This window comes from Kitasatospora sp. NPDC059408, assembly GCF_042751525.1.
Lineage (GTDB): Bacteria > Actinomycetota > Actinomycetes > Streptomycetales > Streptomycetaceae > Kitasatospora.
This window is the reverse complement of record NZ_JBHYWI010000018.1, coordinates 115,863-139,362: the sequence shown is the minus strand read 5'-3', so window position 1 is coordinate 139,362 and position 23,500 is coordinate 115,863. Positions and strand designations below refer to the sequence as shown.

Here is a 23,500-nt window from a genome sequence, read left to right as displayed (position 1 = left end):
GTCCAGGGCGACGACGCGGGTCTCGCCCTCCCCGTAGACCTTGTACAGGCCGGTGGCGCGGGCGGCCGCCCGGCCGGTGCGGACGGCGGTTGCGGGCATCGTCACGGGGGACTCCTGGAGGGGACGGGAACGGATGATCGGGTACGTTCCATCCTTCCAAGGACTTCGAAGGCGATTCGTATGTCCCGGGGAGGGGTGACCCCCGCCCTCCTGCCGTAGCGGAGGGGGCCCCTCTCCTCCTCAGGTATGACGCTCGACCCCGATACCGCTCGGCGGAGCCCCGCTACTCGACCGCCACGCCGAACGCCCCCGCGAGCCCGGCAAGGCCGTTGGTCACCGACGCGCCCGAGGGCGTGAACCGCCAGCCCCCGCCGTTGCGGTGGAACGCCCCGACCAGCATCGCGCTGTCCGGCACGCCCCCGGTGTCGGCCGTCCACCGCTCGGGACCGGCCACGCCCTGCCCGTACGCGCCCGTCAGCGCCAGCCCGTGCACGTACCCGAGGGGCAGCGCCGGCGGCTCCTCCTCCTCGGTCGAGACGGCGATCACCACCTCCTCCACCGCGGGCCCCAGCCGGGCCGGGTCCAGCGTGACCCGGGCGGCCCGCAACGGCTCGCCCGGCACCGAACGGGTCGGGTGCAGGCGCACCGCGCCGTCCGGGTCCTGCGGATTGTTGAAGAACACGAAGTGCTCGTCGCTCAGCACCCGGCCGCCCGCGCACACGAACGCCGTCACGTCCAGCTCGACCGCGTCCCCGCCGGCCGTCCGGCTCCGCCACACCACCTCGACACCGGTGCGCCGCTCGGCCGGCCCGTCCCCGTCCGGTGCCTCGTCGACGGCGTGCGGGGCGCCGCCGAGCCGCCCGCGCAGGCCCTGCTCGGCCAGCAGCTCGACCAGCTCGGGGCCGCTCACCAGCGACAGCGGCTTGTTGCGGATGTACTCGTACGAGCCCGGGCCGAAGCCCGCGGTCGTCACCAGGATGCCCTTGATCGCGCCGTGGTGGCGCACGGTGGAGTCGAGGTCGCGCACGGCCGTGGGGGAGACGGTCGAGCGGTAGCGCTTCGCCTGGATCACGATCTTGCCGCCGGTCACCGGATCGAGGTCCTCGGCGACCACGTCCACCCCGACGTCGCCGCTGCGGGCCGTCGTCATCACCCGGAAACCGCGCAGCCGGAACAGCTCCGCGATCAGGTTCTCGAACTCGATCGGGTCCATCTCGAACAGGTCCGGGTCGTCCTCGCCGCCGTGCCCGGCCAGGCTCCCGCCCACCGTCTCCGGCAGCCGGTCCGGCCGCACCTCGTCCAGCCGCTCAGGGCGCGCCGACAGCGTGCCGCCGAGGCCCTGGAAGCACTCCACCGGCGCCACCCGGTCCAGCGCGAGCCCGGCGAAGTCGGCCCGCGCGGCCGACAGCGTCGACAGGAAGCGCTCCGACTCCCGGCCGGTCGCCGGGTCGATGCCGCGGACGAAACCGTTCAGCACCACCGAGTCCAGCATCCCGTCCCGGTCCGCCCGGAACAGCTCCGCCGCCACCCGCAGCGAGGTCTGCGCCAGCACCTCCCGGTACAGCGCCTTGCGCTCCGTCGCGGGACGGGCCACCTCGGCCTCGCGGTCGTCCGACTTCACGTACCGCACCCGCACCGCGGCCGGCACCACGTCCGGGCCCGGCAGCTCCCAGTTCACCACCAGCTGGCGCGACGACGCCTCCCACGCCGCCACCAGCCGGTGCGGGAAGCCCTCCGGCCACGCGGCGGAGGCGTACAGCCCGGCCGTGAAGTACTCCTGGACGGCCTCCGGCTCGCCCGCACGCAGCCGGCGCAGCAGCTCCTCCGTGCGGACGGTCCGCTCCTCGTCCTCCCTGCGGTGCCTGGCCACCCGCTCCAGGTACTCCTGGTGACAGGCCGCCAGCCGCCGCTGCCGGTCCGCCTCCTGCGCCTGCGCGGCGTACCAGTCCTGCTCGAACCGGGCGCGCGCCTGCGCCGCGTACTGCTCGTAGCGCTGCCACACCCCCGCGTTGCGGGACTGCGCAGGATCCGGCGGCGGCACCAGGTAGGCGTTCTGATCGGGCATCGGCACCGGCTCACCCAGCGCACCCGGCTCGAACGGCGGCACCGGACGCGGCGCCAGCAACGCCTGCGGGCTGAACTCCGGCTCCCGCAGCCCGGCCGCCAGCAACCCGCGCAACTCCTCGACCCGGGCGTCCAGTTCGGCCGTCCGGCGGGCCGCGTCCGCCTCCCGCGACTGCTGGTACGCGCGCTGCGCCTCCCGCTCGCCGCGCACCGCCGCCCGCTGCGCCTCCCGCAACTCGCGCTCCCGGCGCCGCTCCTCCGCCGCCTGCGCCCGCCAGCGGGCCTCCTCCCGGCGCTGCTGCTGCCGCTGCGTCTCCGCCCAGACCGCCAGCACCCCGTCGTTCCGCCGCCCCGCCACCGTCCACCCCTCCACTCCACGCACCGCCACCGGCGCCCGCCACAATAGAACGTGAACACCCCACCGAGCCACGCACCCCGACCTGCGGGGGGAGGCGTCCGCTGCTGCTGGGCGGGCGCGTTGAATCCTCGGTTCCTCCTCGGGGCCCGCACGTCCCGGTCTCCAGGTTCCGACCGCAGGGTGAACCGCAGTATCCGGTTGCGTAGTTCTACCGATGTGCCCGAGTGCACCGTTCCGGGATCAATTCGGTGCAACGCCGAGGTGAGGTCCACTGGGACGACCAGCTCGGCGCCGGCGGCCGAAGGTCCGGGGCCGCGTCGCGGTTCTTCCACGCCATCGGTCCCGACTGGGTCTCCGTGCTGTTCGGACTGCCGGCGGCGATGATGCTGCTGATCGGGATCCATCGACTCCGCGAGAACTCCAAGGGCTGAGCGGCCGCCGATCAGTCCGCGGCACCGGCCGGCCATGGCTGACGCTCCGTCATCCAGGCGCCGGTCGGTCCCTAACCCGGCAGGCCGGGGCGGGCGTCGGCCTTCGTCCGGCACGCACCCCGATTGTGTCACCTAGGATGATCGCGACGAGAGGCCCGGTGCATCCGGGCGAACGGTGCGAGGTGTGAGGGAGGTCCGCGGTGCTCGGCCCCGACCCCGGCACGTCGACGCTCGCCGACAGGATCGACAGGTTGTTCCAGGTGGTTCGCCGTCCCAACCGCGAGCCGTACAGCAATGACGAGGTCGCCCGGGCCTGCCGTGAGGCCACCGGTGAGAGCTTCTCGGCGACGTACCTGTGGCAGCTGCGCACCGGTCGGCGGGACAACCCGACCAAGCGTCACCTGGAGGCGCTGGCGACCTTCTTCCAGGTGTCCCCGGTCTACTTCTTCGACGACGAGCGGAGCGCGCGGATCGCCGAGGAGCTGGAGCTTCTCGGCGCCCTGCGCGACTCCGGTGTGCGCGACGTGGCCCTGCGCGCGGTGACCCTGTCCGCCGACGGGCTCGGGACGATCAGCGACATGATCGAGGCGATCGCCAGACGCGAGGCCAACGCCGGGCGGGCCGGCTGATTCCAGCCGAACCGTCGTCCGCGCCTAGGATCACTTCTCGTCGGCGCGCCGTCGACGAGCCCGGGGGGAGGAATCGTGAGGCAGGCAGACCACAGGGACGCGGAGTTGTGGCGGAAGTGCCGGGACATCGCGGAAGCGCTGCCCCTTCCGGAGCCCTTCGAGATGCCGGCCCTCGCCGAGACACTGGCGCGAATGCGGGGCAGGCCGCTCGAGTTGGTGCCGCTGCCGGGGAGGAGCAGGGGCCCGTGCGGGATCCTGGCCAGCACCGACCGGGCCGACTACATCGGATACCCCTCCGACACCAGCGTGCTGCACCAGCAGCACATCCTGCTCCACGAGGTCGGCCACCTGCTCTGCGGGCACACCGGCACGACCGCGCTCGGATCGGCCGCCTCCGAGGCGCTGATGCCCCATCTGTCGGGCGAGCTGATCCGGCGCGTGCTCGGCCGCTCGGCCTACTCCGACCGTCAGGAGCAGGAGGCCGAACTGATCGCCTCCCTCGTCCTGCAGCGCGCCAGGCACCGGGCCCGGACCGGGTCCGCGGACACCGGCGATTCCGACGGCCGGGTGACCCGGCTGGGCTCCGTGTTCGGACCGGCACCGAGGAGCCGTGCGGCAGACCATGAGTGACCGGCTGGCCGACGTGGCCGACTACCTCGCCTGCCTGATCACCCTCGTCGGAACGGCGGCCAAGGCCCTGTCCGACCGCGGTCGGCGGTCCGATCCGGCGCTCCGCTACGTGTACGCCTCCGGGCTGTGCCTGGGGCTGGGGCTGGCGACGACGCCTCCGGCGACGTTCACCGCGGTGAGCGGCCTAGGGTCCTGGCCGTGGTCCTGGTTCGGATTCGGCTGCCTCCGGCTCGTCAGCGACGAGCTGGAACTCCTCGCGGTCGGCTTCCTGGCCATGCTGGCCTACTCGATCCAGCCGCCGGACGGCATCCGGGGCGGTGTCCGGGGCGGGCTCCGACGCCAGGCGGCCATCACGGCCGGGGCCTTCCTGCTGAGCGTCGGCGCGTACGTCGCCGCCGGCACCACCCAGGTGGGCGCCCTCGTCGTCGCGCACGGCCGGCGGCGGTTCCTCCTGGTCGCCTACATCGGGCTGCTCACGGCCCACCTGGTCTGGCGGCTGGCCGTCTTCGGACTGCTGACCGGCCGGGCCGCCCGCCGCATGCCACCGGGCGCGCTCCGCTCCGGACTGCGGCTGATGGCATCCGGGACCGTGATCGGGCTGCTCTGGATCGCCGGCAACGTCAACGACGTCGTCGACCTGCTGACCACCGGCGGTGAGATCGGCGCCGAGAGCGCGGCGTCCGCCGTGTCGGCACTCGTCTGCGTCGTCCTGATGCTGGCCGGAGCGACCGCGCCCGCCTGGGGCGGCCACCTGGCGAGGTGGTGGCGACCGCTGCGCGCCCGGTACGAGTACCGCCGACTGGAACCGTTGTGGTCGGTGCTGCGGGCGACGGTGCCGGCGGTGGAGCTGCTGCCGGAAACCGCGCGGGCGGGGCGGCGCACGCCGCACGGTGCGCAGTTCGCGCTCTACCGCCGCATCATCGAGATCCGTGACGGCCAGCTCGCGCTCCGTCCGTACGTGCACCCGCAGGTGCCGTCGTGGGTCGCCGAGTTCACCGCGAGCACCGCGAGCACCGGTGGAGTGCGCCTTCGTCGGCGCCACGAGGTCGCCGCGACCGTGGAGGCGGCCGGCATCGCCGCCGCCCTGGAGGCGGCCGGGGCCGGGCACCGTTACCCCGCCGAACCGTCAGCCGGATACGTCCCGTCCGAGGGGCAGGTCGGCATCGACGAGGAGGTCGCCTGGCTGATCAAGGTGGCGGACGCCTTCACCGCGTCCCCGGCCGTGGCCCGGGTCCGCAGCCGGGTGCGCGACGAGCTGAACAGCGTCCGCGGATGAGGCCGGACCGCCCCTGCCCGGCCTACCCCGGGCTGTGCAGCTCCCGCTCCACCAGGCGGGCCAGTGCGGCTCGTGACGGTACGTCGAGCTTGCGGTAGATCCGTTGCAGGTGCGTCTCCACGGTGCGAGTGCTCAGCACGAGCTCGTGGGCGACCTGGCGGCTGGTGACGCCGGCGCCGACCAGCCGGGCGACCTCGCGCTCGCGCTCGGTGAGCAGCCGCAGGGGCTGCCGTCGGTCCGTCACGGGACGGTGGGCCCGGGTCGTTCCGGTCGTCAGCTTCGCCTGCTCCCGCAGGGCTTCCTCGGACAGCCGCAGGGCGCCGTAGTGACGGGCCAGATGCAGGGCCGAGTCCAGCTGGGCCGTGGCAGCCGCAGGACCGTGGACCGCCGCCGTCGAGGCCGCGCCCAGCACGAGGGTCCAGATCTGCTGGATCGGCAGGCCCGCGCGCCGAAAGCCCTGCGCCGACTGGTCGAACAGGACGACGGCGGTGTCGTGCTCGTGGCCGGAGGCGTGGACGAGGGCCCGTGCCCGGCGGGCGTGCATGCGCTGGCCGGGCAGTCCCAGCCGGTCGGCGGCCGAGTCGGCCTGCCGGGCCCAGCGTTCGGCGCCGGTCCGGTCTCCGCAGCGCACGGCCGCCATGGTCAGGACGCCCAGCCACTGGGGGAGCAGGGTGGGCTGGAGCAACGGCAGGCCGTCGCCCCCGCCGTCCTCCAGCAGGGTCCGCAGCGCCGCGGGGGCGTCACCGGTGACGAGTTGTGCCTGGGCGAGCGCACCGACCCCGGAACCCGCCCACCAGTTGTCGCCGGGACGGGTGCCGTGGGTTCCCGCCTCGGCGAGCGCGACGACGGCAGCGGACTGCTGCGTGCCCTGTGCCCACGCGAGTGCCGTCGCCCGGAGCGCCATGGCGCGGCCGGCCACGTCGTGGGCGCCGGCGGCGCGGGCCAGCCGTTCGGCCTCCAGCGCCGAGCGGACGGCCCGGTCGAGCCGGCCGGTCCGGGTGTCGAGGCCGCACTGCCCCAGCAGCAGGTGCGGCAGCATCTGCTGCGGGCCGCCGGCCCTGGTGACGGCCAGACCCCGCCCGAAGTGCCGGGAGGCGGCCGGGAAACGCTCCAGGAACACCTCGGACCAGCCGATCGCGGCGGGGAGTTCGGGGTTGCGGGCCAGCACGGTGTCCGGCAGGCCGTCCCCGGGCGTACTCCAGCAGCTCCTGGCCCATGCCGAGCTGCACGGTTTCGATGCCGTCGGCGAGCGTCGAGATGTAGCCCTTGCCGTCGGTGCTCAGGTAGCAGGGGCGTCCGTCCTCGGTGGTCCATGGCAGCAGGCGGGGTCCCGCCATGCCCGACGCCGCTTCGTGCAACTCCCTGCGACGCAGACGGTCCGCATCGCTCCTCGGCATGCCCATAGTGGATCTCCGGCCTCGGTCGCTGGAACAGGACACGGCGACCGTAACGACCTGACTACACGTCAATTCACGGACCCAGAAGGGCAGATCACAACACAAGGCCCGCGAACTGCCACGCTACGTAGTAGCTATCCGACGACGCCCAGGTAGCCGGCCATCTCGCGCATGTCGCTGGTCAGGGTGCGCTTGCGCTTGCTCAGGATCTCCTGCATGGTCTCGGCCGCCGAGTTCTGGTGCCTCAGCCACTCGGGGGCGGCTTCACGAGCGCGGGTCAGCTCGTCCATGGCCGCCGAAAGGTCTCCGGTTCGGGTGTGGGCTCGGGCCATGTCCAGGGTGAAGCGGTTCCCGTCGTTCGTGCTGGGCCTGCCCAGTCGCTTCCACGCCTTCGGTGACAGCTCGACCTCTTCGCCCGCCTTGCGCACCACCGCTCGGGCGTCGCCGACGACCATGGAGTCTTCGAGTGCCTTGATGGCGGCGGTCACCGGTCCGAAGACGGACCAGTGCCGGGAGACGTTGCGGTGCGCCGTGCCGACGGCGGTTGCCGCCACCCGCGCTGCCCTGCGGTACTCCTTGGCTTCGTCCGGGCGGTTGTTGCGTGCCGCCGCGGCTGCGGCCTCCATGGCCAGACCGCCCCACACCGCGTAGTGGTCGGGCGCGGCACCGGTGATCTTCGGCTCCACCACGTCCATGCTCTGGGCGGCGATCCGCTCTGCCTCCTCCAGCCGGCCTTGCCGCACCAGCAGCCAGCACATGCAGCCGACTCCGGAACCGGCCGCGAGCAGGTCCCCGCCCTCCCGCGCGTCCGCGATGGCTCCGCGCAGGGCCGTGTAGGCGATGTCGTACTGCCTCACCTGCGTGAGGTAGGTGCCGGCCAGGCGCAACGCCTCGGCGCGGGCGAGCAGGGCTTGCCGGTGCTCTTCCCCGCTGTCGTAGTGGGCGACGGCCCGCGCGGCATCCCGCAACAGGCCGGGCAGTTGGGCGGCAACGCTCTTGTAGCTGTCGGAGAAGTACAGCACCCGCGCGTCTCGAACCGTTCGCGCGTAGGCACGCAGGTTCGGTTCCTCGCCCACGGCCTGGGCGTCCTGGTCCACCAGCCCCACCGCCGGAGTGAGCGCGGCGCGAAGCTGGATGAGGTTGAGCCGGTTCGGCTCCTCCGCCCGTCCCACCGGCTCCGGCGCATCGGACGCGACGAGCGCCGCCGTGGGGATGCCCAGGGCGCGGGCCAGAGCGTGAAGCGTCTCCATGCGGACCGTTCCGCCTTGCTCAACCTTCCGAACGGTTGCTGGGGACAGGCCCGCCGCGTGGGCAAGCTCCTCCTGGCTCATCCCGGCGCGACGCCGGTACTTCCGTACGTTGTCCGCGAGTTCCATCGTCATCTGCTCACCACCTCCAGCGCCACGGTACGCCTGATGGGCGAACTGACCAGGCTCTCTGGGCAGATACCCACCCGGGACGGTGACCCACCGCCACACGCGGCGTCGGGCACGCGGTTGACTGGAACGGCGCGGCACCGGAGCCTCCGGCAGGCTGCGGGCCTGAGCGGGACGGGTCCCTCGTCGGTCGGGCAGCTTCGCCGGACCAGGGTTCTCCGGGGGCCGCCAAGGCTCACCACGTGACGCCTGCGCTCGGTCTTGGCGGCCCCCGGGGGTTCCTGGTACGCCTCCGGGGACCGGCCGGCGAGGAGCACGACCCGCGAACCGCGACCATCACCACGACGGTGCCGCACCGGCGCTCAGCCCCTGGTCCCTCGGAGGGAGGGCAAGGGTTGAGGTAGAGCCTTGTTGACCACGGCCGCTCTCGCTGGTGTTGCGCGCCCGGACAGGTGGGGGCGCCGCTGAGCGGGGCGGAGACAGGAGCGGGCGGCGGCCCCGCCAGGCCGGAGCGCGCGCGGCCCGCGACAGCGGGCCGCCTTGATCCAGTAAAGAAACTCTGAACAGCTCCGGCTCTACCGGCTCTGCCAGTTTTCCTCGCCACCGCGAACACGCCTGGAGCTGCTGCGCGCGGCTGGCACCTTCTCGGGATGTCTGCGCTCTCCCGCTCGTCGGGCGAGCGCATGCCGGAGGTTCTGGCAGTGGCGGGAGCCCTTACTGAGGCGTGTCCAGCTCTTGGGCCCGATGCTCCCGAGCCTTCCGCCGATGCAACAGCTCCTCTGCGAGCAGGCGGCCCGTGTCCTGGGCCTGCCGGTAGATCTCCTCAAGGCGTTGGAGTTCGCCGATCAAGGCAACAGCCTGCTGGGTCAGCTCGTCCTCGGTCAGTTCCTTGATCCGCTCGGCGGTCGTCTGGTCGGGGGCCGTCTTGTCCTCGACGGCCTCCGCGGGGTTCTCGGAGGTCGGGCCAGGCTGCCCCTGGACGAGGTAGGCGGGCTCCGGGCGCCCGGCGTGAATGAACTCCTGGCTGAATCCCAAGGTGTGCATGAGCTCGTCCATGGCTTCGGTCATGAACGATGTTCTCTTGAGAACTTCCTTGCCGGGCTTGGTCTTTGAACCTGAGCGCTGCCGGACGTAGCTGCCCCGGCTCTGGACGGAGTAGATCAGCCCTTCGTTCTTGAGCACCCGAAGGGCGCTCTGGATGGTCGAGCTGGCGAGTCCGTACTTCTCTTGAAGCTCGCGCGCCGTCGGGAGCTTGTCCCCAGGGGCCAGCCGGCCTTCGAGGATCTCCTGGCGCAGGGCAGCGGCGGCCTGCATATACGGGGGCCGGGAGTCCTCTTCAAACGGCAGCGTCATGCCTCTGAGGGTAGCGGGGCCTAGCACAGATGACACATGAGCCAGGGACTCGTCTCGGCTGTAGCGACACCAACGTTTGTTCCATGTGTATCGCTTGTTGCGCTTGTTTCAGTTGTGCGGCTAGGGTTCTGGCAGGTCGAACAAGCGACCCCTGAACAAGGGAACTGCCATGGCTATGACCAGGATTCGCGTCGGACTGCTGCCCTCTGCCGTCTGCATGACGGGCACCGACGCGACACTGAAGATCAAGGACCCGCAGACCGGGGAAATTGCCACCGATCGCGAGACGGGCGAGCACCTGTTCACGGTCACGGTGATGCTCATGGAAGAGGGGCGCGCGGAGGTCATGAAGCTCACCGTCCCCCAGTCCGGTCTTCCCGAGGGGCTGAAGCCGGGGGTCATGGTGCGCCCGGTGGACCTGTTCGCCACGCCGTGGGCGCGGATCTTCAACGGCCAGCTCTCGGAGGGCATCGCCTACCGGGCGGGAAGCTTGGAGGCGGTCAAGTGAGCTTCTCTGTAGGGGCATTGGCTTGCCGACTGCCGCTTCAACCGGTACCGGCAGCCGGTTCGCCCTCGGGTTCATCTACGACGTGGAAGGCGTGAAGTGAAGGACGTGAACGAGATCGCCCCGGTCCTGATCGGGGCGGTGCTCGCCCTGGCGGCCCTGTGGGCCGTGGTCGGCCTGGTCCGCTACCTGCGGGTGGACCGTGAGACCCGGGCGAGCATCCGGCAGGGCATGCGCATCCGGTTCGGGTGGGAGCGGCTGGCCAAGATGGCGGGCCTGTCGGTGACCGACAAGACCCCGACGTTCCTGGCCGAGCTGGTCAGCCGCGAGGGCGAGGTGCCCAAGCCCCGGGTCCTGGTTCCGCGTATCAAGGTGAAGCCGGACCGTTTCGGCGTGGTGGTGCGGGCCAAGTGCCTACCCAGGGTGGGGCTGGAGGAGTTCCAGCGCTCGGCGCGCTTCCTCGCCGACGCCTGGCGCTGCACGCGGGTGTCCGTGCTGCCGGACGGTCCCGGGCGGGTGGTGATCCGGGCCGTGCGCCTGGACCCGCTCATCACGCCGACCGAGCACGTCCCCACGGGAACGGTGCCGGGGAGCCTGGACACGTGGGGGCTCGGGCTGGACGAGTACGCCGACGACGTCAGCCTGCCGCTGGCGAACGTTCCTGGTGTGACGGTGGCCGGCCTGCCCGGCTTCGGCAAGACGTCGCTGATCAACAAGCTCATCTGCGACTTGGCCCCCTCCGACGCGGTGCAGTTCGCCGTGGCGGACGGCAAGGCCTCCACCGCCCACGAAGGGGACTATGCCGATCTGACACCCCGCCTGTTCGCCTTCGCGGGTGACGACCTGGCGGAAGCCAACGCGCTGTTCAAGCGCATGGTGAAGCTGCGGCGGGGCCGGTCCTCGTCCATCCGCGCCGTGCTGGGCGTGAAGAACATGTGGCACATCGGGCCGTCCCGCATCTGGCCGCTGACGATCCTGATCATTGACGAGGCGCACACCTACTTCCGCGAGTACAAGGGCAACGACGCCGAGACGAAGAAGCTGGCTGCCCTGTCGGCGGAGAACGCCCGACTGGTCGAGGACCTGGTGAAGAAGGGCCGCAGCGTCGGCATCATGGTCATCCTGGCCACCCAGAAAGCGACCGGCGACGCGATCCCGACGTTCATCCGGGACGTGTGCCCGCTGGGGCTGTCCTTCGCACAGAAGACGGCGGAAGCCTCCGTGGCCGCGCTCGGGGACGACATTCGCAACTGGCCGGACGCGAACCCGGTCAACCTCCAGGACCCGGCCTACGTCGGGGTGGCCTCCATGGGAGTGCAGGGCCGTCCAGGCTTCACCCGCGTGCGTACCCCGTACGTGTCCGACGGCGACGCGGCCCGGATCGCCGACGACACTGCCCACCTGACCGAAGACCCGGCCGCGTACCTCGACGTCTACCCGGGCCCGATCGACTGGAAGCCCGCCTTCATGGACGACGACGCCGACACCCTGATGACCGAAGCGGCCTGACGACCAATACAACTCGCTATCAAGGGAGAAGAGTTGGCCTGATGGCCGAGGATCGCCTCACACAGCGTACCGTGACCGTGGTCATGGCGGTCATCGCCCTGCTGGCGTTCGTGTTCTCCTTCGGCAACGTCTGGGCACTGGCCCTGCGTCTCGGGGTGCCCCACCCGGTCGCTCCGCTGATCGCCCCCATGGTTGACCTGTCCGTGATCGGGCTCCTCGTCGGTCTGCGCCTGCTGTCCCTGCGCGGTGTCCCGCAGGAGGAGCTGACGGCCGCGACGCGGTTGATGCACCTGTGCGGCCTGCTGACCCTGGCCCTGAACGTCGCCGAACCCCTGGCAGCCGGGCACTACGGCCGTGCCGCCGTCGATGCGGTCGCGCCGCTACTGCTGCTCGGCTGGGGCCAGGTCGGCCTGCAGTTCCTCCGCCACTTCCACGCCCTGACCGCCCCGAACCCGGCAGAGGCCCCGGTCCCGGTTCCGACCATGGAACACCTGCCGGCCACGCTCGTCTCGCTCGCCCCCGTACCGGAGCCCGTCCTCGCATCGCCCTCCGGGCCGGCGCCTGCCCCTGAGCCTGTTCCCGTGCCGGCCAAGACGACCGCGTCCGCCACGCTCCCGGCCGTCCCCGAGGCCCTGCTGACCGCTGCCCGGCGCATCGCCGAGACGCACCACGCCGAACAGGGCGAGCACATCACGCCCGGCCAGCTGAAGGCCCGCCTGGGCGTCACGCTGCCGCTGGCCACCGCCGCACACGCTCAGCTCTCCGCCTGAGCCTGCTGGCCTCTTCCCCACCTGACCGACCCCGCCCGACCGGGCTCGGCTTCCTATGCCCCGAGCAGCACCAACACGGCTTCCTGACTGGCTGGTTGCTGCTCGGGGCCACCCCACCCGACAGAAGGGACACGCCCCGACATGGTTGCGCTGGACCTGCGCCACGTGGCAAGCCCCGCCGTGCGGGACCTGATCCACCTGGTCAACCTGCCCGACTTCGACCACGCGCACCAGCAGATCAACCGCCTCGGCGGCTGCACCGAACCCGTGCGCCTGCTCGGCCAGACCACCACCATCGACCCAGCCACCGGCGAGGTACTGCGCTCCTACACCACCGCCGACGAGCCAACCGGCAGCCTGCTGACGACCTGCGGCAACCGCCGCGCCTCACGCTGCCCGGCCTGCTCCCGCGTCTACGCCGCCGACACCTTCCAACTGATCCGGGCGGGCCTGACCGGCGGCTAGAACGTACCGGACACCGTCCGCACCCACCCCCGCGTGTTCACCACACTCACCGCGCCATCCTTCGGCCCCGTCCACAACCGCCCCACCGACACGGGCGGCGCCCTCCGGCCCTGCCGCTGCGGCAAGCTCCACGAACCCGCAGACGCGCTGCTCGGCACCCCGCTGGACCCGAAGACCTACGACTACCCGGGCGCGGTGCTGTTCAACGCCCACGCCGGAGCCTTGTGGGCGCGCTTCACCATCTACCTGCGCCGCGAGATCGCCGCCCGGCTCGGCCTGACCCAGAAGGCGGCCCGCGCAGTGCTGCGCGTCTCCTTCGCCAAGGTCGCCGAGTACCAGAAGCGCGGCCTGGTCCACTTCCACGCCGTCATCCGCCTCGACGGCCCGGACGGAAGCACCCAGCCCCCGCCCCCGTCCGCCACCGTGACCCTGCTCGCCGACGCCATCCGGGCCGCCGCCGCCCGCGTCTCGATCAGCGTCGTCTCGGACGCGGTCGGGGAACGCGAACTCACCTGGGGCGAATAGCTCGACGTTCGCGAGATCGCCGCCTTCGGCACCGACGCCGAACTCACCGATCACGCGGTCGCCGCCTACGTGGCCAAGTACGCCACCAAGTCCGCCGACTCATCCGGCGCCCTCGACCGCGCCCTGTTCTGCCGCCCCTGCCAGGGACGCGGCATGACCCTGACCGGCCACGGAACCCCGGTCACGTGCACCGCCTGCGGCGGCACCGGACACGCCCGACCGCTGCCCCGCCTCGCCGTCGAACGCCACGTGCGGCAGATGATCCGCACCTGCTGGGAACTCGGCAAGCGCCCGGAGTTCGCGGACCTCAAGCTCTGGAAGTGGGCGCACATGCTCGGCTTCCGGGGCCACTTCTCCACCAAGTCCCGCTGCTACTCGGTCACCCTCGGCGCGCTGCGCGACGACGCCGCACCTGGCGCACCGAACAGGCCCGTACACACGCCGGCCTGCCCGACCTCGACCCGAGCACGACTCTCGTCATCGGCCACTGGGCCTGCCACGGCTCGGGCTACAGCCCCGGCGGGGAACTCCTCGCCGCCGCTGTGTGGCACCGCAGAGAACTGGAACGGCAGTTCACCGCAGAGGGCGGCTTCTGATGACCCCACTGCTCACGGGTCCGAGCACGGCCGGGGACCTGCTGACGGTCCCCCAGGTCATGGCCCGCCTCCAGCTCGGCCGCTCCGCCGTCTACGACCTGCTCCGCACCCGGCAGCTCGCCTCCATCACCCTCGGCCGCGCCCGCCGCATCCCCATCCACGCACTCACCGACTTCATCCGCACCCGACTCGAACAGGACGCCGCCTGATGACCACACCCCGCGACACCCCCGCCCCCTCGCGCCGTAGCCGCGCCAACGGCGACGGCACCGTCTACCAGCGCAAGGACGGCCGCTGGGAAGCCGCCGGCTACGTCCTCGCCCCCGGCGACACCCGCAAGCGCGTCCGCGTCTACGGCATCACCCGCAAGGAAGCCCTCGCCAAGCTCACCGAGAAGATCGCCACCAGCAACCGCGGCGTCCCGGTCGTTTCCGCCCAGGGCAGCGTCGCCGCCTATCTCACGTACTGGCTGGAGAACGTCGCCATCCACCAGCTCCGGGAGACCACCCACACCCGCTACACCGCCTGCGTCAACCAGTACCTCATCCCCGGCCTGGGTAAGAAGAAGCTCGCCAAGCTCGCCGCGAAGGACGTGCGCACCTGGCTGAACGGGCTGCGGACCGTCTGCCAGTGCTGCGCACGCGGCATCGACGCCCGCCGCAAGCCCAACGCCCAGGCCGGCCGCCGCCCCCGCTGCTGCGCCATCGGGAAGTGCTGCCGCAAGTACCTCTCCCCGCTGACCCTCGCCTACATCCACTCCGTCCTGAAATCCGCACTGGAGCACGCCGTCCGCGAGGAAGAGATCCCGCGCAACGTCGCCCGCAACGTCCGCACCGGCACACCCCGACCCCGCCGCTTCAACCCCCTCACTTCCGACGAGGCCCAGCACTTCCTCGCAGCCGCGCAGGGTCACCGCCTCCATGCCCTGTTCGAACTCGCCCTTCGCACCGGGCTCCGCAAGGGCGAACTCCTCGGCCTGCGCTGGGAAGACCTCGACCTCGACGCCGGCACCGCCAGCATCCGCCGCACCCTCCAACGCACCCGCACCGGCGGCCTCACCACCTTGCCGACCAAGACGATCAGCTCGGAACGTCGCATCGCCCTCCCGGCCGCGTGCGTCGCCTCGCTGCGCGCACACCGTGACCGGCAGGCCTGCGAGAAGCAGCAGGCCGGCGCTGAGTGGGTGGACAGCGGCCTCGTCTTCACCCGCCTGGACGGCCACCCGATCGAACCCGCCACCCTCACGAGGCACTTCAACGCGCTGCTTCGCCGCTCCAGCCTGCGGGCGATCCGGTTCCACGACCTGCGGCATTCGACCGCGACCCTCCTCCTGGAACAGGGCGTCGAACTCGTCGTCATCAAGGAGTTGCTGGGCCCTGCGCACATCGGAGTGACCGCGACGGTGTACGCCCACGTCCGACTCCGCCTCCAGCGCGACGCCATCGACCTCCTCGGCCGCACCCTCGGCAAGCTTTCCGAGACGGTCACCAACCCCGACGACAGCGACGACCCGCCGCTTTGTGCAGCACCCGTCCGCTGACGTTGCCGTCAACTACTGCCGTCAGACAGCCCAACGGCCCCACCGGAGCTACGTCCGGTGGGGCCGCGATTATCACTTGCCGGGCTCGCTACGACTCGTCTCCGAGGCGATGCCCATTCGCGTAACCGTGCACCCATTGAATGCACTCGGGCCGATCCCCCGTACCCACGCGACAGAATTCTTCTACGGCCGCGCGGACCTCAGAGACCGGGAGGGCACTCCTTGGATCGTGAAACATCGGCTCGCCCGGGTCGGAGACAACACGGGGATCGAATCCTGGGGGGTTCGGATTATCCGAAACCCAGACGTGATCGAAGATGCCACCCTGCGCAGGATGACTTTCGCTGACAAACCAGATGAGCGCCCCGAAACCCGTAGAGGAATTTACGGAAATGCGGAGAAAGTTGTCTGGCATATCGGGGCCATCAACGTGACGCCTATCAGAGAACATGAAGCACGCATCGTCGCCGGGGCTCCAGTACGGCGCACTGCTCTCCGCTTCCAGATTCTCCATCACCTCTGTGATCAGCGCCGACATCTCAGGCCACGTCTCGGCATAGTGCCACTTGCGGTGAATCATGGCATTAAGAATCAAGGCTATCCCAAACCTTCCAGCACCTGGGGCTCCGTCGCCCCCGGATACCATACCCGCATCGTTGATCCGCGCGGAAGGATCGCTGGAACCGCAGCCTGGCACCCGAAGGGAAACGGGCACACCCCCTTGGGATTGTTGATGACCACGTCTGCATCAGTCACTCCATTTTGCCTCATCCACCAGGCATACTTCGTCTCAACGTGAGTGGCTGCCGGGTGTGGCCCGACGCGCGGGTTCGAAATATTTGGAGATCCCTTGAGGAAATCATCGATAGCCGCCGTCGTGCCATCCGAACCGCTACTAATTCCAGTGGAAATCTCATTCCCGCCAGCATCGAATATTCGCCCGCTCGTGACCTTGCTCGGAAGGCCACTCATTGCATTGCCAGCAAACTCGGTATCACAGTTGTGAACCAGGACCGGCGTGGTACCCGCGAGGACATAGTACGTGTGGAGGTTCGCGACGGTCAGGTTTTCTGCGGTTTGCGGTGCCGTCGTGTAGGTCCGGGTTGCGAGGAGAACGACCGGGCCGTGGTCAGGAGAGTAGAGCTGGTGACCGACTTGCAGGTCTTGGGCGTCCGTCCAGGTCTTGGTTGTTTCATCCCAGTACGGGTGGTGGGCGGTAGAGGTCAGAGTCGCGGTTGTTTCCGGAGTCGTCTTGCTGGTGGAGGTGGAAAGGGTCAGTTCTGTGAACCTGGTGTCGTCGGGGGTGACGATTTTGGCGGTCACGGGTTCGGGTGAGGTCTTACCGGTTTGAGGATCGGCCGCCATGACGGTGTCGTCGGGCTCGATGTCGCCGATGGCCTTGGTGCTTCCGTCGGCCATCAGGACCCGGGTGTCCGGGGGGAAGCTGTTGTTGCAAGGGATTCGCGCCCCGTCCGTGAGGTCCCTGAAGATTCCCTTGGCGACGAGACTTTCGAACTTGACACCAGTGACCAGGGCCGCGATAGATGCTACGGCTTCTACGCAGCCATCCGTTGTCGGGTGATTCGCGCAGTCCTGGACCTTATCCAGCCCCGTTACTTCTTTGGTGACCTGCCAGGACTTCGACGCCGTGTTTCCGAGGGTGGGCCTGATCCACGGCGTTTTCGTGTTTTTGGATATCTGGGAAGTGACCCACTGGTTCTCGACGCTCTGAGTGTCGTCCTTGATCGTCTGGTAGTACCGGCGCTGCTCGACAGGGCCGAAGTAGTTTCCGGTCTCGGCGGTGTTGTTGAACGTGATGGTGCCGCCGTGGCAGTTGTACAGGGTGCCGCATTCCTCGGACTTGAGGCCGTTGGGGTCGGAGCGGTTGACCGGGTCGTTGTTGCTGTAGGCGTAGGCGTTCCACTGGAGCGGATCGCCGGCGTCCAAGAGCGGATCCGGGTTCAGGAAGCGGCCGGTGCTGGGCTGGTACTGGCGGGCGCCGAGGTTGGTGAAGCCGGTGGTGTCGTCCTTGAGGCCGTTGACGAAGCCCTTGTCGCCGGACCACGGGGTGGACAGGGAACCGGCTCCGCGGGCCGCGCCGAACGGGTCGAAGGAGCGGCGGGTTTCGGCGGTGGTGGCGGAGTCGATGGACAGCGTGTTGCTGCCGTGGGTGTCGGAGAACTGGTAGGTGAGTTTGGTCGGGCCCTGGCGGACCAGGGTGATGCCTCCGGGGATCGTGTAGTACCGGGTGCCGGTGCTGGTCTGGCTGTTGGTGTCGTAGGTGAGCTCGTCGCCGCCGCCGAGGTTGACGGTGGTCTTTCCGGGGTTGCGGCGTACGAGCTGGTTGCCGTCGGCGTCGTAGACGTAGCTCGTGGTCTGTCCGCCCTGGGTGAGGGAGGCGAGCTTGCCCTCGATGTCCCAGGTCAGCGTCGCGCCGTTCGCGGCGTCGGTCGCGTTCCAGGTGGAGCTCGACCACTTTTCCTGCCAGTTCGGCGCGTAGACGCTGAACTTGCCGTCGTCCTGGACGACGGCGAAGTAGCCGCTTCCGGCGCCGGCCACGGTCTGCGAGGACCAGAGCAGGGTGCGCTGGGCGTCGTAGACCACGAAGTTGCCGTCGTCCTGCATGGTTGCCCACGCGCCCGGGTGGTTCTGGGTGTTGCTGGACCAGACCACCTGCCCGGTGCGCAGGGAGCTGAGCACCAGGTTCCCGTCACCCTGCATGGCGAGCTGCACGCTGTTGGAGCGCACGGACTCACCAGAGTTGAGGGTGAAACCGGCACCGAGGGTCTTGTTGCTGCCGGGGTTGCTGATCTGGGTGGTGTTGCCGGCCGCGTCGTACTGGTCGGTGCCCTGGTTGTAGGAGCCGCCGGCGAACGTGGACCTGCTGGTCGCCAGTGCGTGCGGGCCACCGGTGCCGCCGCCCGTCCCGGCTGCTGTGGTCGGCGTGTTGCGCGTGCCAGGCGCGGGGAAGGACTGGTCGACCGTCACGTCCTTCGACGTGTCGCCCGCCAGGCTGTGGCTGACCATCCGTGTGCGGTTGCCGGCCAGGTCGTAGCCGTAGTCCTGCCAGTACGCCGTGCTTCCGCCGACGGTGGTCTTGGCCGGCGCGACCGCCCCGCTGGTGGGCGTGGCGTTGGCGCAGGCTCCCTGGCCAGCGAGCGAGGGAGTCGGCTGGTTGAGCCGCCCGGTGTCGCTCCACGCCGTGGTGACGCGGCCGAGGTAGTCGTATGTGAAGCACTGCAGGTCGGTGGCGGCTGGGGTGTTGTCGGGGATGGCCCTGATTGCGGTGACCTTGCCGGCCGGGTTGTAGGTGTAGGTGGTGTTCTGGACGGTGCCGGTGGTGGCAGTCTGCTTGTCGACGTACTGGGTCAGCAGGCGTCCGGTCGGTTCGTCATAGGTGTTGGTCGCGACGATCTGGGTGCCCCACGGATTCATGGTGGAGCGGATGTTGCGACCGTAGGCGTCCCAGTCCGCCTGGCGGAGGTAGGTGATGCCCGCGCCGCCCATGTCGCTGAGGAGGCCGTTGGCCTCGTAGTTGTAGTTGATCGACTCCTGGGCGAGGTCGCCTGCCGCGGCACGTCCTTCGTTGACCATCGAGCCGGTGACGGGGTTGTAGGCGGCGGTGTATTCGAACGTGGTCTGCCCGGTCTTGCCGATCTCGCTCCCGGGGACGGATACGGTGCTCTTGGTCGGCCGGTAGCCGACGTCGTATTCGGTGATCGCCTTGGTGTACGTGGTTCCGCCGGCGCCGCCCACGTACCGGGTCGAGCTGGAAGCCTGGCCCTTGAGGAGGGTGTCGTAGGAGTAGCCGGTGAGCTGGTTGGCCGGGCTCACCGTCCCGTTGTAGGTGCCCGTCTTGCGGCCGAGCAGGTCGTAGGTGATCGCCAGGGTCTGGTTCCGCGCGTCCGTGGTGGTGGCGAGCCGGCCCGCGCTGTCGTAGGTGCGAGTGGAGACACCGGTGTCGGGGTCATCGGCCCGGACCTGCCGCCCGCGCTGGTCGTACGCGTAGCTCCAGGTGTTGCCCGCGGCATCGACGCGGGTGGCGGCCTGGCCGGCCGGTGTGTAGGTGTAGGTGGTGACGTCCGCGTCCGCCGGGTTGCCGGTCGCCGTCGGTGTCCGGTACTGCCACAGCTGCGCGGTGCGACCGCGGGCGTCGGTGACGGTGCTGGTCGCGGTGGCGCCTGCCGGGGGCGTCACGTCGACGCGGTCGGCTCCCGGGTAGGACGTGGTCGTGGTGGTCTGGAGCTGGCCGAGTGCGATGAACTGGCTGCTGACGGGTCGGCCGACGCCGTCGAACTGGACCGTGGTCCTGTTCGGGACCTTCGCGGCGTCCGGGATCCAGCGGTTGGTGCCGGGTCGGTTGGTGTCGTCGTAGTAGCCGGCGTAGGTGGAGTTGACCCGTCCCTGGGAGTCGTAGAACGAGTCCGTGACCATCCGGCCTTGGTAGGCCGAGATCGCTGGCGGGCTCTGGGTCTGCACCACCCTGCCCAGACCGTCGAGGATCTGGGTCGACGTGCCGTAGTCGTGGCCGTTCGGCCACAGTGAGTTGGTGGTGATCGTGGAGGGCGCCGTAAGCCCGTTCACGGCGTAGTCGTACGTGACGTTGGCGCCTGCGGCCGTGTCACGGCCCGGAATCCAGATGGCCTTGAGGCGCCCGAGCGCGTCGTAGGCCTGGGTGAGCGTGCGGGCGTTGGGGTCTGTGGTGGTGACGGGCAGCGAGCGTGCGGGGTCCAGGGTGACCGTGGTCTCGCGCCGGGCACCTGCGTCGGGTGCTCCGGCGGGTGCCGCGGTGCTGGTAACGGTGCGATTGGGCAGCTCGCCGGGGTTGGCGGAGCTGTACGCGGTGGTGACCACGGCACCGTTCGGGTTGGCGCTGTCGGTCACGGTCGGGTCGGTGACGGTGGCGGTGCGGCCGTAGGCGTCGTAGGTGTTGGTGCCGACGGTGACGTACGTGGGTGTGCCCGAGGCGTCGTAGCTGTCGAGGACCTGGGCGCCGGTGACCTCGGCCTTGGCTCCTGCGGTACCGAAGGCCAGGCCGTCGTAGAGGGTGCGCTTGTCGGAGATGGTGTTGGCCGCCGTCGGCGCCGCGCCGCAGGCGTTGCTGCCGGAGATTGTCAGGACCTCCGACACGAGGGCGGCCATCTGTGCGTTCGCGCCGGTGGCGTACGAGGTCCGGGTGCATTGGTCCGGGGTGCCGTCTGCGGTGCTGAGGGAGGTGAGGACGCGGTTGCCGTTCGACGGGTCGCTCGTGGTGACCGTCGAGATCGTGCGGGTGCCCGTCGTGGTCGCCGCCGTGCTGACGCCGGTGGTCTTGACGATGGCGTACCGTGCGACCAGGTCGGGCAGTCCGGTCCGCGTGTGAGTCGCGGTGGTGTCCTTCGGACTCTCGTACGTGTTCACCGCGACCGCGGCAGGCGAGGTGGCGCTCGCGTCCGCGTAGGTGTCGGTCTCCAGCACCCGGCCCGACAGCCAGTCCGTGTCCGGTCGGCTTCCACTCGTAGGCCCGGACACGGACGCCGACCGCGGGTTGTTGTCCGCCTTGTAGTCGCCGTCCATGCCCTGGTAGTAGCTGGTGGACGTCTTGGACTGCGGGCCGTCCTTGCCGGATCCGGTCACCACGGTGACGCTCGCGTACCCGCGGAACTGGTCCCAGGTGCGGTAGTCGTTGTCGGTGAACGCGCCGTCGTTGCGGTGCCACGCCGCGGGACCGTAGGTGTAGGTGGTCGTCTTGGGCACCGAACCGCTGATGAGCGCGGCGTTGGGGTCGACGGTGACCGACTTGACCGGGTAGCGCAGGAACCAGTCGTCGACCGTCTTCTGCACTCCGCTGTCGAACCACTTGACGTTGTAGCAGCTCATCGTGTTGCTGTCGGGCGAGGCCGGCATCCGGCCCGACACCCGTGAGCACGAGTCCCGGGTGTAGTCCACCAGGATGGAGCCGCCGGTCTCGGTGGTGATGCCCACGAGCCGCGGACGGTTGTAGTGGGCGCGCGCCGGGACCAGGCCGTCGACCCGGTTCGGCATCATCAGGCCGGCGAATGTGACCTCGGGCAGGTCCTTCTCGGTCTGGCCGTTGAAGTTGTCCTCACCGAACCGCTTGACCGACTGGAGCCAGGCGACCGGGGCGTTCTCGGTCGGCTTCGTGGGATTCGCCGGGTCCTGCTGGGCTGCGTTGTTCGGGTCCTTGAAGGCGTGCGTCAGAACGTAGCGGTCGACCTGGCGATAGGCTCCGCCGGACCGGATCGAGGTAGTGATGCTGTTGAGCCACTTCGTCGACCAGAAGCTCGGGCCGTAGTTGGAGCAGCGGCCCTGGTCGAGGCACTGCTTGTCTAGCGGGGCGTCCGGCCAGTACTCGGGGTGGGAAGACTGCTGCGACGGGTCGCAGGAGGTCGACGTGCACCGCTCACCGGGCTGGAAGTCGATCCTGGAGGCGGGCTGGTAGGTGCCGCCGACGGTGAGCTGGTCGGACAGCAGCTGGCCGTAGCTGATCGAGGTGAGGGTGCCGGCGCGCGTGTACGCGGTGTTCACGGCGGCGGCGCCGTTCTGGCCGCCGCCGCGGGCGTACCAGTTTGTCTCGGGCGAGTAGGTGTAGGTGGTGAGGTTGCCGTGGACGTCGACGATGTAGTCGAGGTTCCAGCGCCATGCCGTCTGGCACCACGAGTCCTTGCCCTTGGAGCCGTCGTAGCACGGGTCGCCGGGGTTGGGGGAGTAGACCGGCACCGTCCAGGCGGACTTACTCTCGGGCCCGGTCTTGCTCGGGGTGCCGTCGGCGGCGGGAAGCTGGTTGAGGCCGAAGTAGTAGACCGTGCCGGAGGAGTCGGTGACCCTCAGGTAGGAGCCGTTCCACGTGCCGTTGGCGGCACCGGTGAGGTACTCGATCTTCGTGCCGTCGTCGTTCTTGAGGCGCCAGGTGCACTTGGACTGCTCGTCGGCGGGGTTGCCCGCGACGCAGGAGGCGTCATGAGGGACGAGCTCTCCGGAGTGGCCGCCGAGGGAGAGCGTCAGGTTCGCGCCGCCCCAGCACTGGTCCGCCGAACCGGGGATGCCGGCCTTGTCGCACGACTTGTAGGAGCGCTCGACGAAGCCGGAGCTCAGGTCCCAGCCGTCGCCGATCCAGGAGGCTTGGGAGTTGGTGGAGGCCGTCTTGCCGTCCACCGAGGCCGAGTCGTACCCGAGGGCGAGGGACGGCACTGCGCCGCCCAAGGTGGGCGGGGACTGGATCGGGTAGCCGTAGCTGAACGATCCCGACGAGCTTCCGGCGGACCAGGCCTGGCTGGGCCCGAGCGAGGTGGCACTGAAGGTGCCCGTCCCGCTGGACGGCGTGCCGTCCAGAGCCAGGACGACCGGCGCCGCCGCGCCCATGGAACCGAGGTCGGACGACTTCGCCAGTGCTCGCTGGCGCGAGCTCGTCGGCGATGTGGTAGCGGGGAGGTCCACATCGGCCAGCAGACGATCGGTCTGCTGGTCGTAATGCGACGCAACCGGCGTACGGGTGAGGCAGCCTGTGGAGTCCGGTGTGGTCAGTGCACAAGCGGGTAGAGCGACCAGTCGCGCACGGTTCTTGTAGTCCCCGCCGAACCCCACTCCGCTCAGGTCCAGGCCGATCCTGACCTTGGCCGCGTCGGCTTCCGCGGTCCGCGAGAGCGATACCAGTGGACCTTGCACGCCGGCGGCGTCAGCGACAGTCGATGAGGCGACCTGAACGTTCACGGGTGCGGAGCCCGCGTCAGCGCCGGCCGGAGCGGATTCACCGGACGTGGCAACCGGGGCCAGCCATACCGGCAGATCGCCGGCCCGCTGTGACGCCCCCGCAGCGGGTTCCCGCGTCTCGACTCCGTCCGCGCCCTTGCGGGCCGCTGTCGAACCGGCGGCCGGAGGTGCTGCCAGTGTTGCCACCGCGCTGCCGTGCGCCGATCCCGTCGGAGGCTTCGGCGGCACCCAGTCCGGCGAACCGGTCACCCGAGGAGTCGATTTGGGTACATCGTGCTTGCCGGGCACCGATCCCGTCTTCGGCAACGGCGTGTTGGGCGGTGACCAGATCTTGTCCTTGCCGCTGTCCGCCAGCGGTGCGGCAAG

General features: G+C 70.1%; 15 protein-coding genes and 2 pseudogenes. 10 read left to right on the top strand and 7 right to left on the bottom strand.

Annotated features, from left to right (window positions below; all coding sequences use genetic code 11):
• A pseudogene (locus tag ACFXDE_RS14885) lies at positions 1 to 99 on the bottom strand (ABC transporter ATP-binding protein); the annotation flags it as partial.
• 184 nt (positions 100 to 283) lie between these two features.
• Complete coding sequence (locus ACFXDE_RS14880; protein WP_380494259.1) at positions 284 to 2,422, bottom strand: restriction endonuclease; 2,139 nt, start codon at positions 2,420 to 2,422, stop codon at positions 284 to 286.
• 248 nt (positions 2,423 to 2,670) lie between these two features.
• Here ACFXDE_RS14880 and ACFXDE_RS14875 point away from each other — a divergent pair, with 248 nt between their 5' ends.
• From ACFXDE_RS14875 to ACFXDE_RS14860, 4 genes are all read left to right on the top strand, one after another.
• On the top strand, positions 2,671 to 2,853 hold the full coding sequence (locus ACFXDE_RS14875; RefSeq protein ID WP_380494257.1) for a hypothetical protein: 183 nt from the start codon (positions 2,671 to 2,673) through the stop codon (positions 2,851 to 2,853).
• Between the two features lie 200 nt (positions 2,854 to 3,053).
• On the top strand, positions 3,054 to 3,482 hold the full coding sequence (locus ACFXDE_RS14870; RefSeq protein WP_380436237.1) for an XRE family transcriptional regulator: 429 nt from the start codon (positions 3,054 to 3,056) through the stop codon (positions 3,480 to 3,482).
• Positions 3,483 to 3,674: 192 nt separating this feature from the next.
• Positions 3,675 to 4,112: an ImmA/IrrE family metallo-endopeptidase gene (locus ACFXDE_RS14865; RefSeq protein ID WP_380494255.1), complete on the top strand. Its 438-nt coding sequence runs from the start codon at positions 3,675 to 3,677 to the stop codon at positions 4,110 to 4,112.
• On the top strand, positions 4,105 to 5,388 hold the full coding sequence (locus ACFXDE_RS14860; protein WP_380494253.1) for an MAB_1171c family putative transporter: 1,284 nt from the start codon (positions 4,105 to 4,107) through the stop codon (positions 5,386 to 5,388). The genes ACFXDE_RS14865 and ACFXDE_RS14860 overlap by 8 nt, the downstream gene beginning before the upstream one ends.
• A gap of 22 nt (positions 5,389 to 5,410) precedes the next feature.
• On the opposite strand, the gene ACFXDE_RS14855 is transcribed toward ACFXDE_RS14860, so the two are convergent.
• The 3 genes from ACFXDE_RS14855 to ACFXDE_RS14845 all read right to left on the bottom strand — a co-directional run bounded on the left by ACFXDE_RS14855 (position 5,411) and on the right by ACFXDE_RS14845 (position 9,514).
• Positions 5,411 to 6,556, bottom strand: a complete 1,146-nt coding sequence (locus ACFXDE_RS14855) for a response regulator transcription factor (protein WP_380494251.1) — start codon at positions 6,554 to 6,556, stop codon at positions 5,411 to 5,413.
• Between the two features lie 363 nt (positions 6,557 to 6,919).
• The gene (locus tag ACFXDE_RS14850) at positions 6,920 to 8,167 is read right to left on the bottom strand and encodes a helix-turn-helix domain-containing protein (protein ID WP_380494249.1); all 1,248 of its coding nucleotides are present in this window, start codon (positions 8,165 to 8,167) and stop codon (positions 6,920 to 6,922) included.
• A 708-nt stretch (positions 8,168 to 8,875) separates the two neighbouring features.
• Positions 8,876 to 9,514, bottom strand: a complete 639-nt coding sequence (locus ACFXDE_RS14845) for a GntR family transcriptional regulator (protein ID WP_380494247.1) — start codon at positions 9,512 to 9,514, stop codon at positions 8,876 to 8,878.
• Between the two features lie 169 nt (positions 9,515 to 9,683).
• Between ACFXDE_RS14845 and ACFXDE_RS14840 the strand changes: the two genes are divergently transcribed.
• The 6 genes and pseudogenes from ACFXDE_RS14840 to ACFXDE_RS14815 all read left to right on the top strand — a co-directional run bounded on the left by ACFXDE_RS14840 (position 9,684) and on the right by ACFXDE_RS14815 (position 15,424).
• The gene (locus tag ACFXDE_RS14840) at positions 9,684 to 10,022 is read left to right on the top strand and encodes a hypothetical protein (RefSeq protein WP_380494245.1); all 339 of its coding nucleotides are present in this window, start codon (positions 9,684 to 9,686) and stop codon (positions 10,020 to 10,022) included.
• Between the two features lie 96 nt (positions 10,023 to 10,118).
• Positions 10,119 to 11,528, top strand: coding sequence for a cell division protein FtsK (locus tag ACFXDE_RS14835; RefSeq protein WP_380494243.1), 1,410 nt, complete (start codon positions 10,119 to 10,121; stop codon positions 11,526 to 11,528).
• Positions 11,529 to 11,569: 41 nt separating this feature from the next.
• The gene (locus ACFXDE_RS14830) at positions 11,570 to 12,298 is read left to right on the top strand and encodes a DUF2637 domain-containing protein (protein ID WP_380494241.1); all 729 of its coding nucleotides are present in this window, start codon (positions 11,570 to 11,572) and stop codon (positions 12,296 to 12,298) included.
• Positions 12,299 to 12,439: 141 nt separating this feature from the next.
• A pseudogene (locus ACFXDE_RS14825) lies at positions 12,440 to 13,884 on the top strand (replication initiator).
• Positions 13,884 to 14,093, top strand: a complete 210-nt coding sequence (locus ACFXDE_RS14820; protein ID WP_380494238.1) for a helix-turn-helix domain-containing protein — start codon at positions 13,884 to 13,886, stop codon at positions 14,091 to 14,093. Before ACFXDE_RS14825 ends, ACFXDE_RS14820 begins: the two are co-directional and overlap by 1 nt.
• Entirely contained in the window at positions 14,093 to 15,424 is a 1,332-nt protein-coding gene (locus tag ACFXDE_RS14815; RefSeq protein ID WP_380494236.1) for a tyrosine-type recombinase/integrase, read from the top strand. Before ACFXDE_RS14820 ends, ACFXDE_RS14815 begins: the two co-directional genes overlap by 1 nt.
• A gap of 88 nt (positions 15,425 to 15,512) precedes the next feature.
• On the opposite strand, the gene ACFXDE_RS14810 is transcribed toward ACFXDE_RS14815, so the two are convergent.
• Positions 15,513 to 16,004, bottom strand: a complete 492-nt coding sequence (locus ACFXDE_RS14810; RefSeq protein WP_380494234.1) for an Imm1 family immunity protein — start codon at positions 16,002 to 16,004, stop codon at positions 15,513 to 15,515.
• Between the two features lie 17 nt (positions 16,005 to 16,021).
• The gene (locus tag ACFXDE_RS14805) at positions 16,022 to 22,861 is read right to left on the bottom strand and encodes a DddA-like double-stranded DNA deaminase toxin (protein WP_380494232.1); all 6,840 of its coding nucleotides are present in this window, start codon (positions 22,859 to 22,861) and stop codon (positions 16,022 to 16,024) included.
• Between the last annotated feature and the right edge of the window lie 639 nt (positions 22,862 to 23,500).

What these genes read in the sequence shown, in the direction of transcription:
- ACFXDE_RS14830 (WP_380494241.1), top strand. Translation starts at nt 11,570, where the DNA reads ATGGCCGAGGATCGCCTCACACAGCGTACCGTGACCGTGGTCATGGCG.
- ACFXDE_RS14845 (WP_380494247.1), bottom strand. Translation starts at nt 9,514, where the DNA reads ATGACGCTGCCGTTTGAAGAGGACTCCCGGCCCCCGTATATGCAGGCC.
- ACFXDE_RS14815 (WP_380494236.1), top strand. Translation starts at nt 14,093, where the DNA reads ATGACCACACCCCGCGACACCCCCGCCCCCTCGCGCCGTAGCCGCGCC.
- ACFXDE_RS14840 (WP_380494245.1), top strand. Translation starts at nt 9,684, where the DNA reads ATGGCTATGACCAGGATTCGCGTCGGACTGCTGCCCTCTGCCGTCTGC.
- ACFXDE_RS14850 (WP_380494249.1), bottom strand. Translation starts at nt 8,167, where the DNA reads ATGACGATGGAACTCGCGGACAACGTACGGAAGTACCGGCGTCGCGCC.
- ACFXDE_RS14860 (WP_380494253.1), top strand. Translation starts at nt 4,105, where the DNA reads ATGAGTGACCGGCTGGCCGACGTGGCCGACTACCTCGCCTGCCTGATC.
- ACFXDE_RS14820 (WP_380494238.1), top strand. Translation starts at nt 13,884, where the DNA reads ATGACCCCACTGCTCACGGGTCCGAGCACGGCCGGGGACCTGCTGACG.
- ACFXDE_RS14810 (WP_380494234.1), bottom strand. Translation starts at nt 16,004, where the DNA reads ATGATTCACCGCAAGTGGCACTATGCCGAGACGTGGCCTGAGATGTCG.
- ACFXDE_RS14865 (WP_380494255.1), top strand. Translation starts at nt 3,675, where the DNA reads ATGCGGGGCAGGCCGCTCGAGTTGGTGCCGCTGCCGGGGAGGAGCAGG.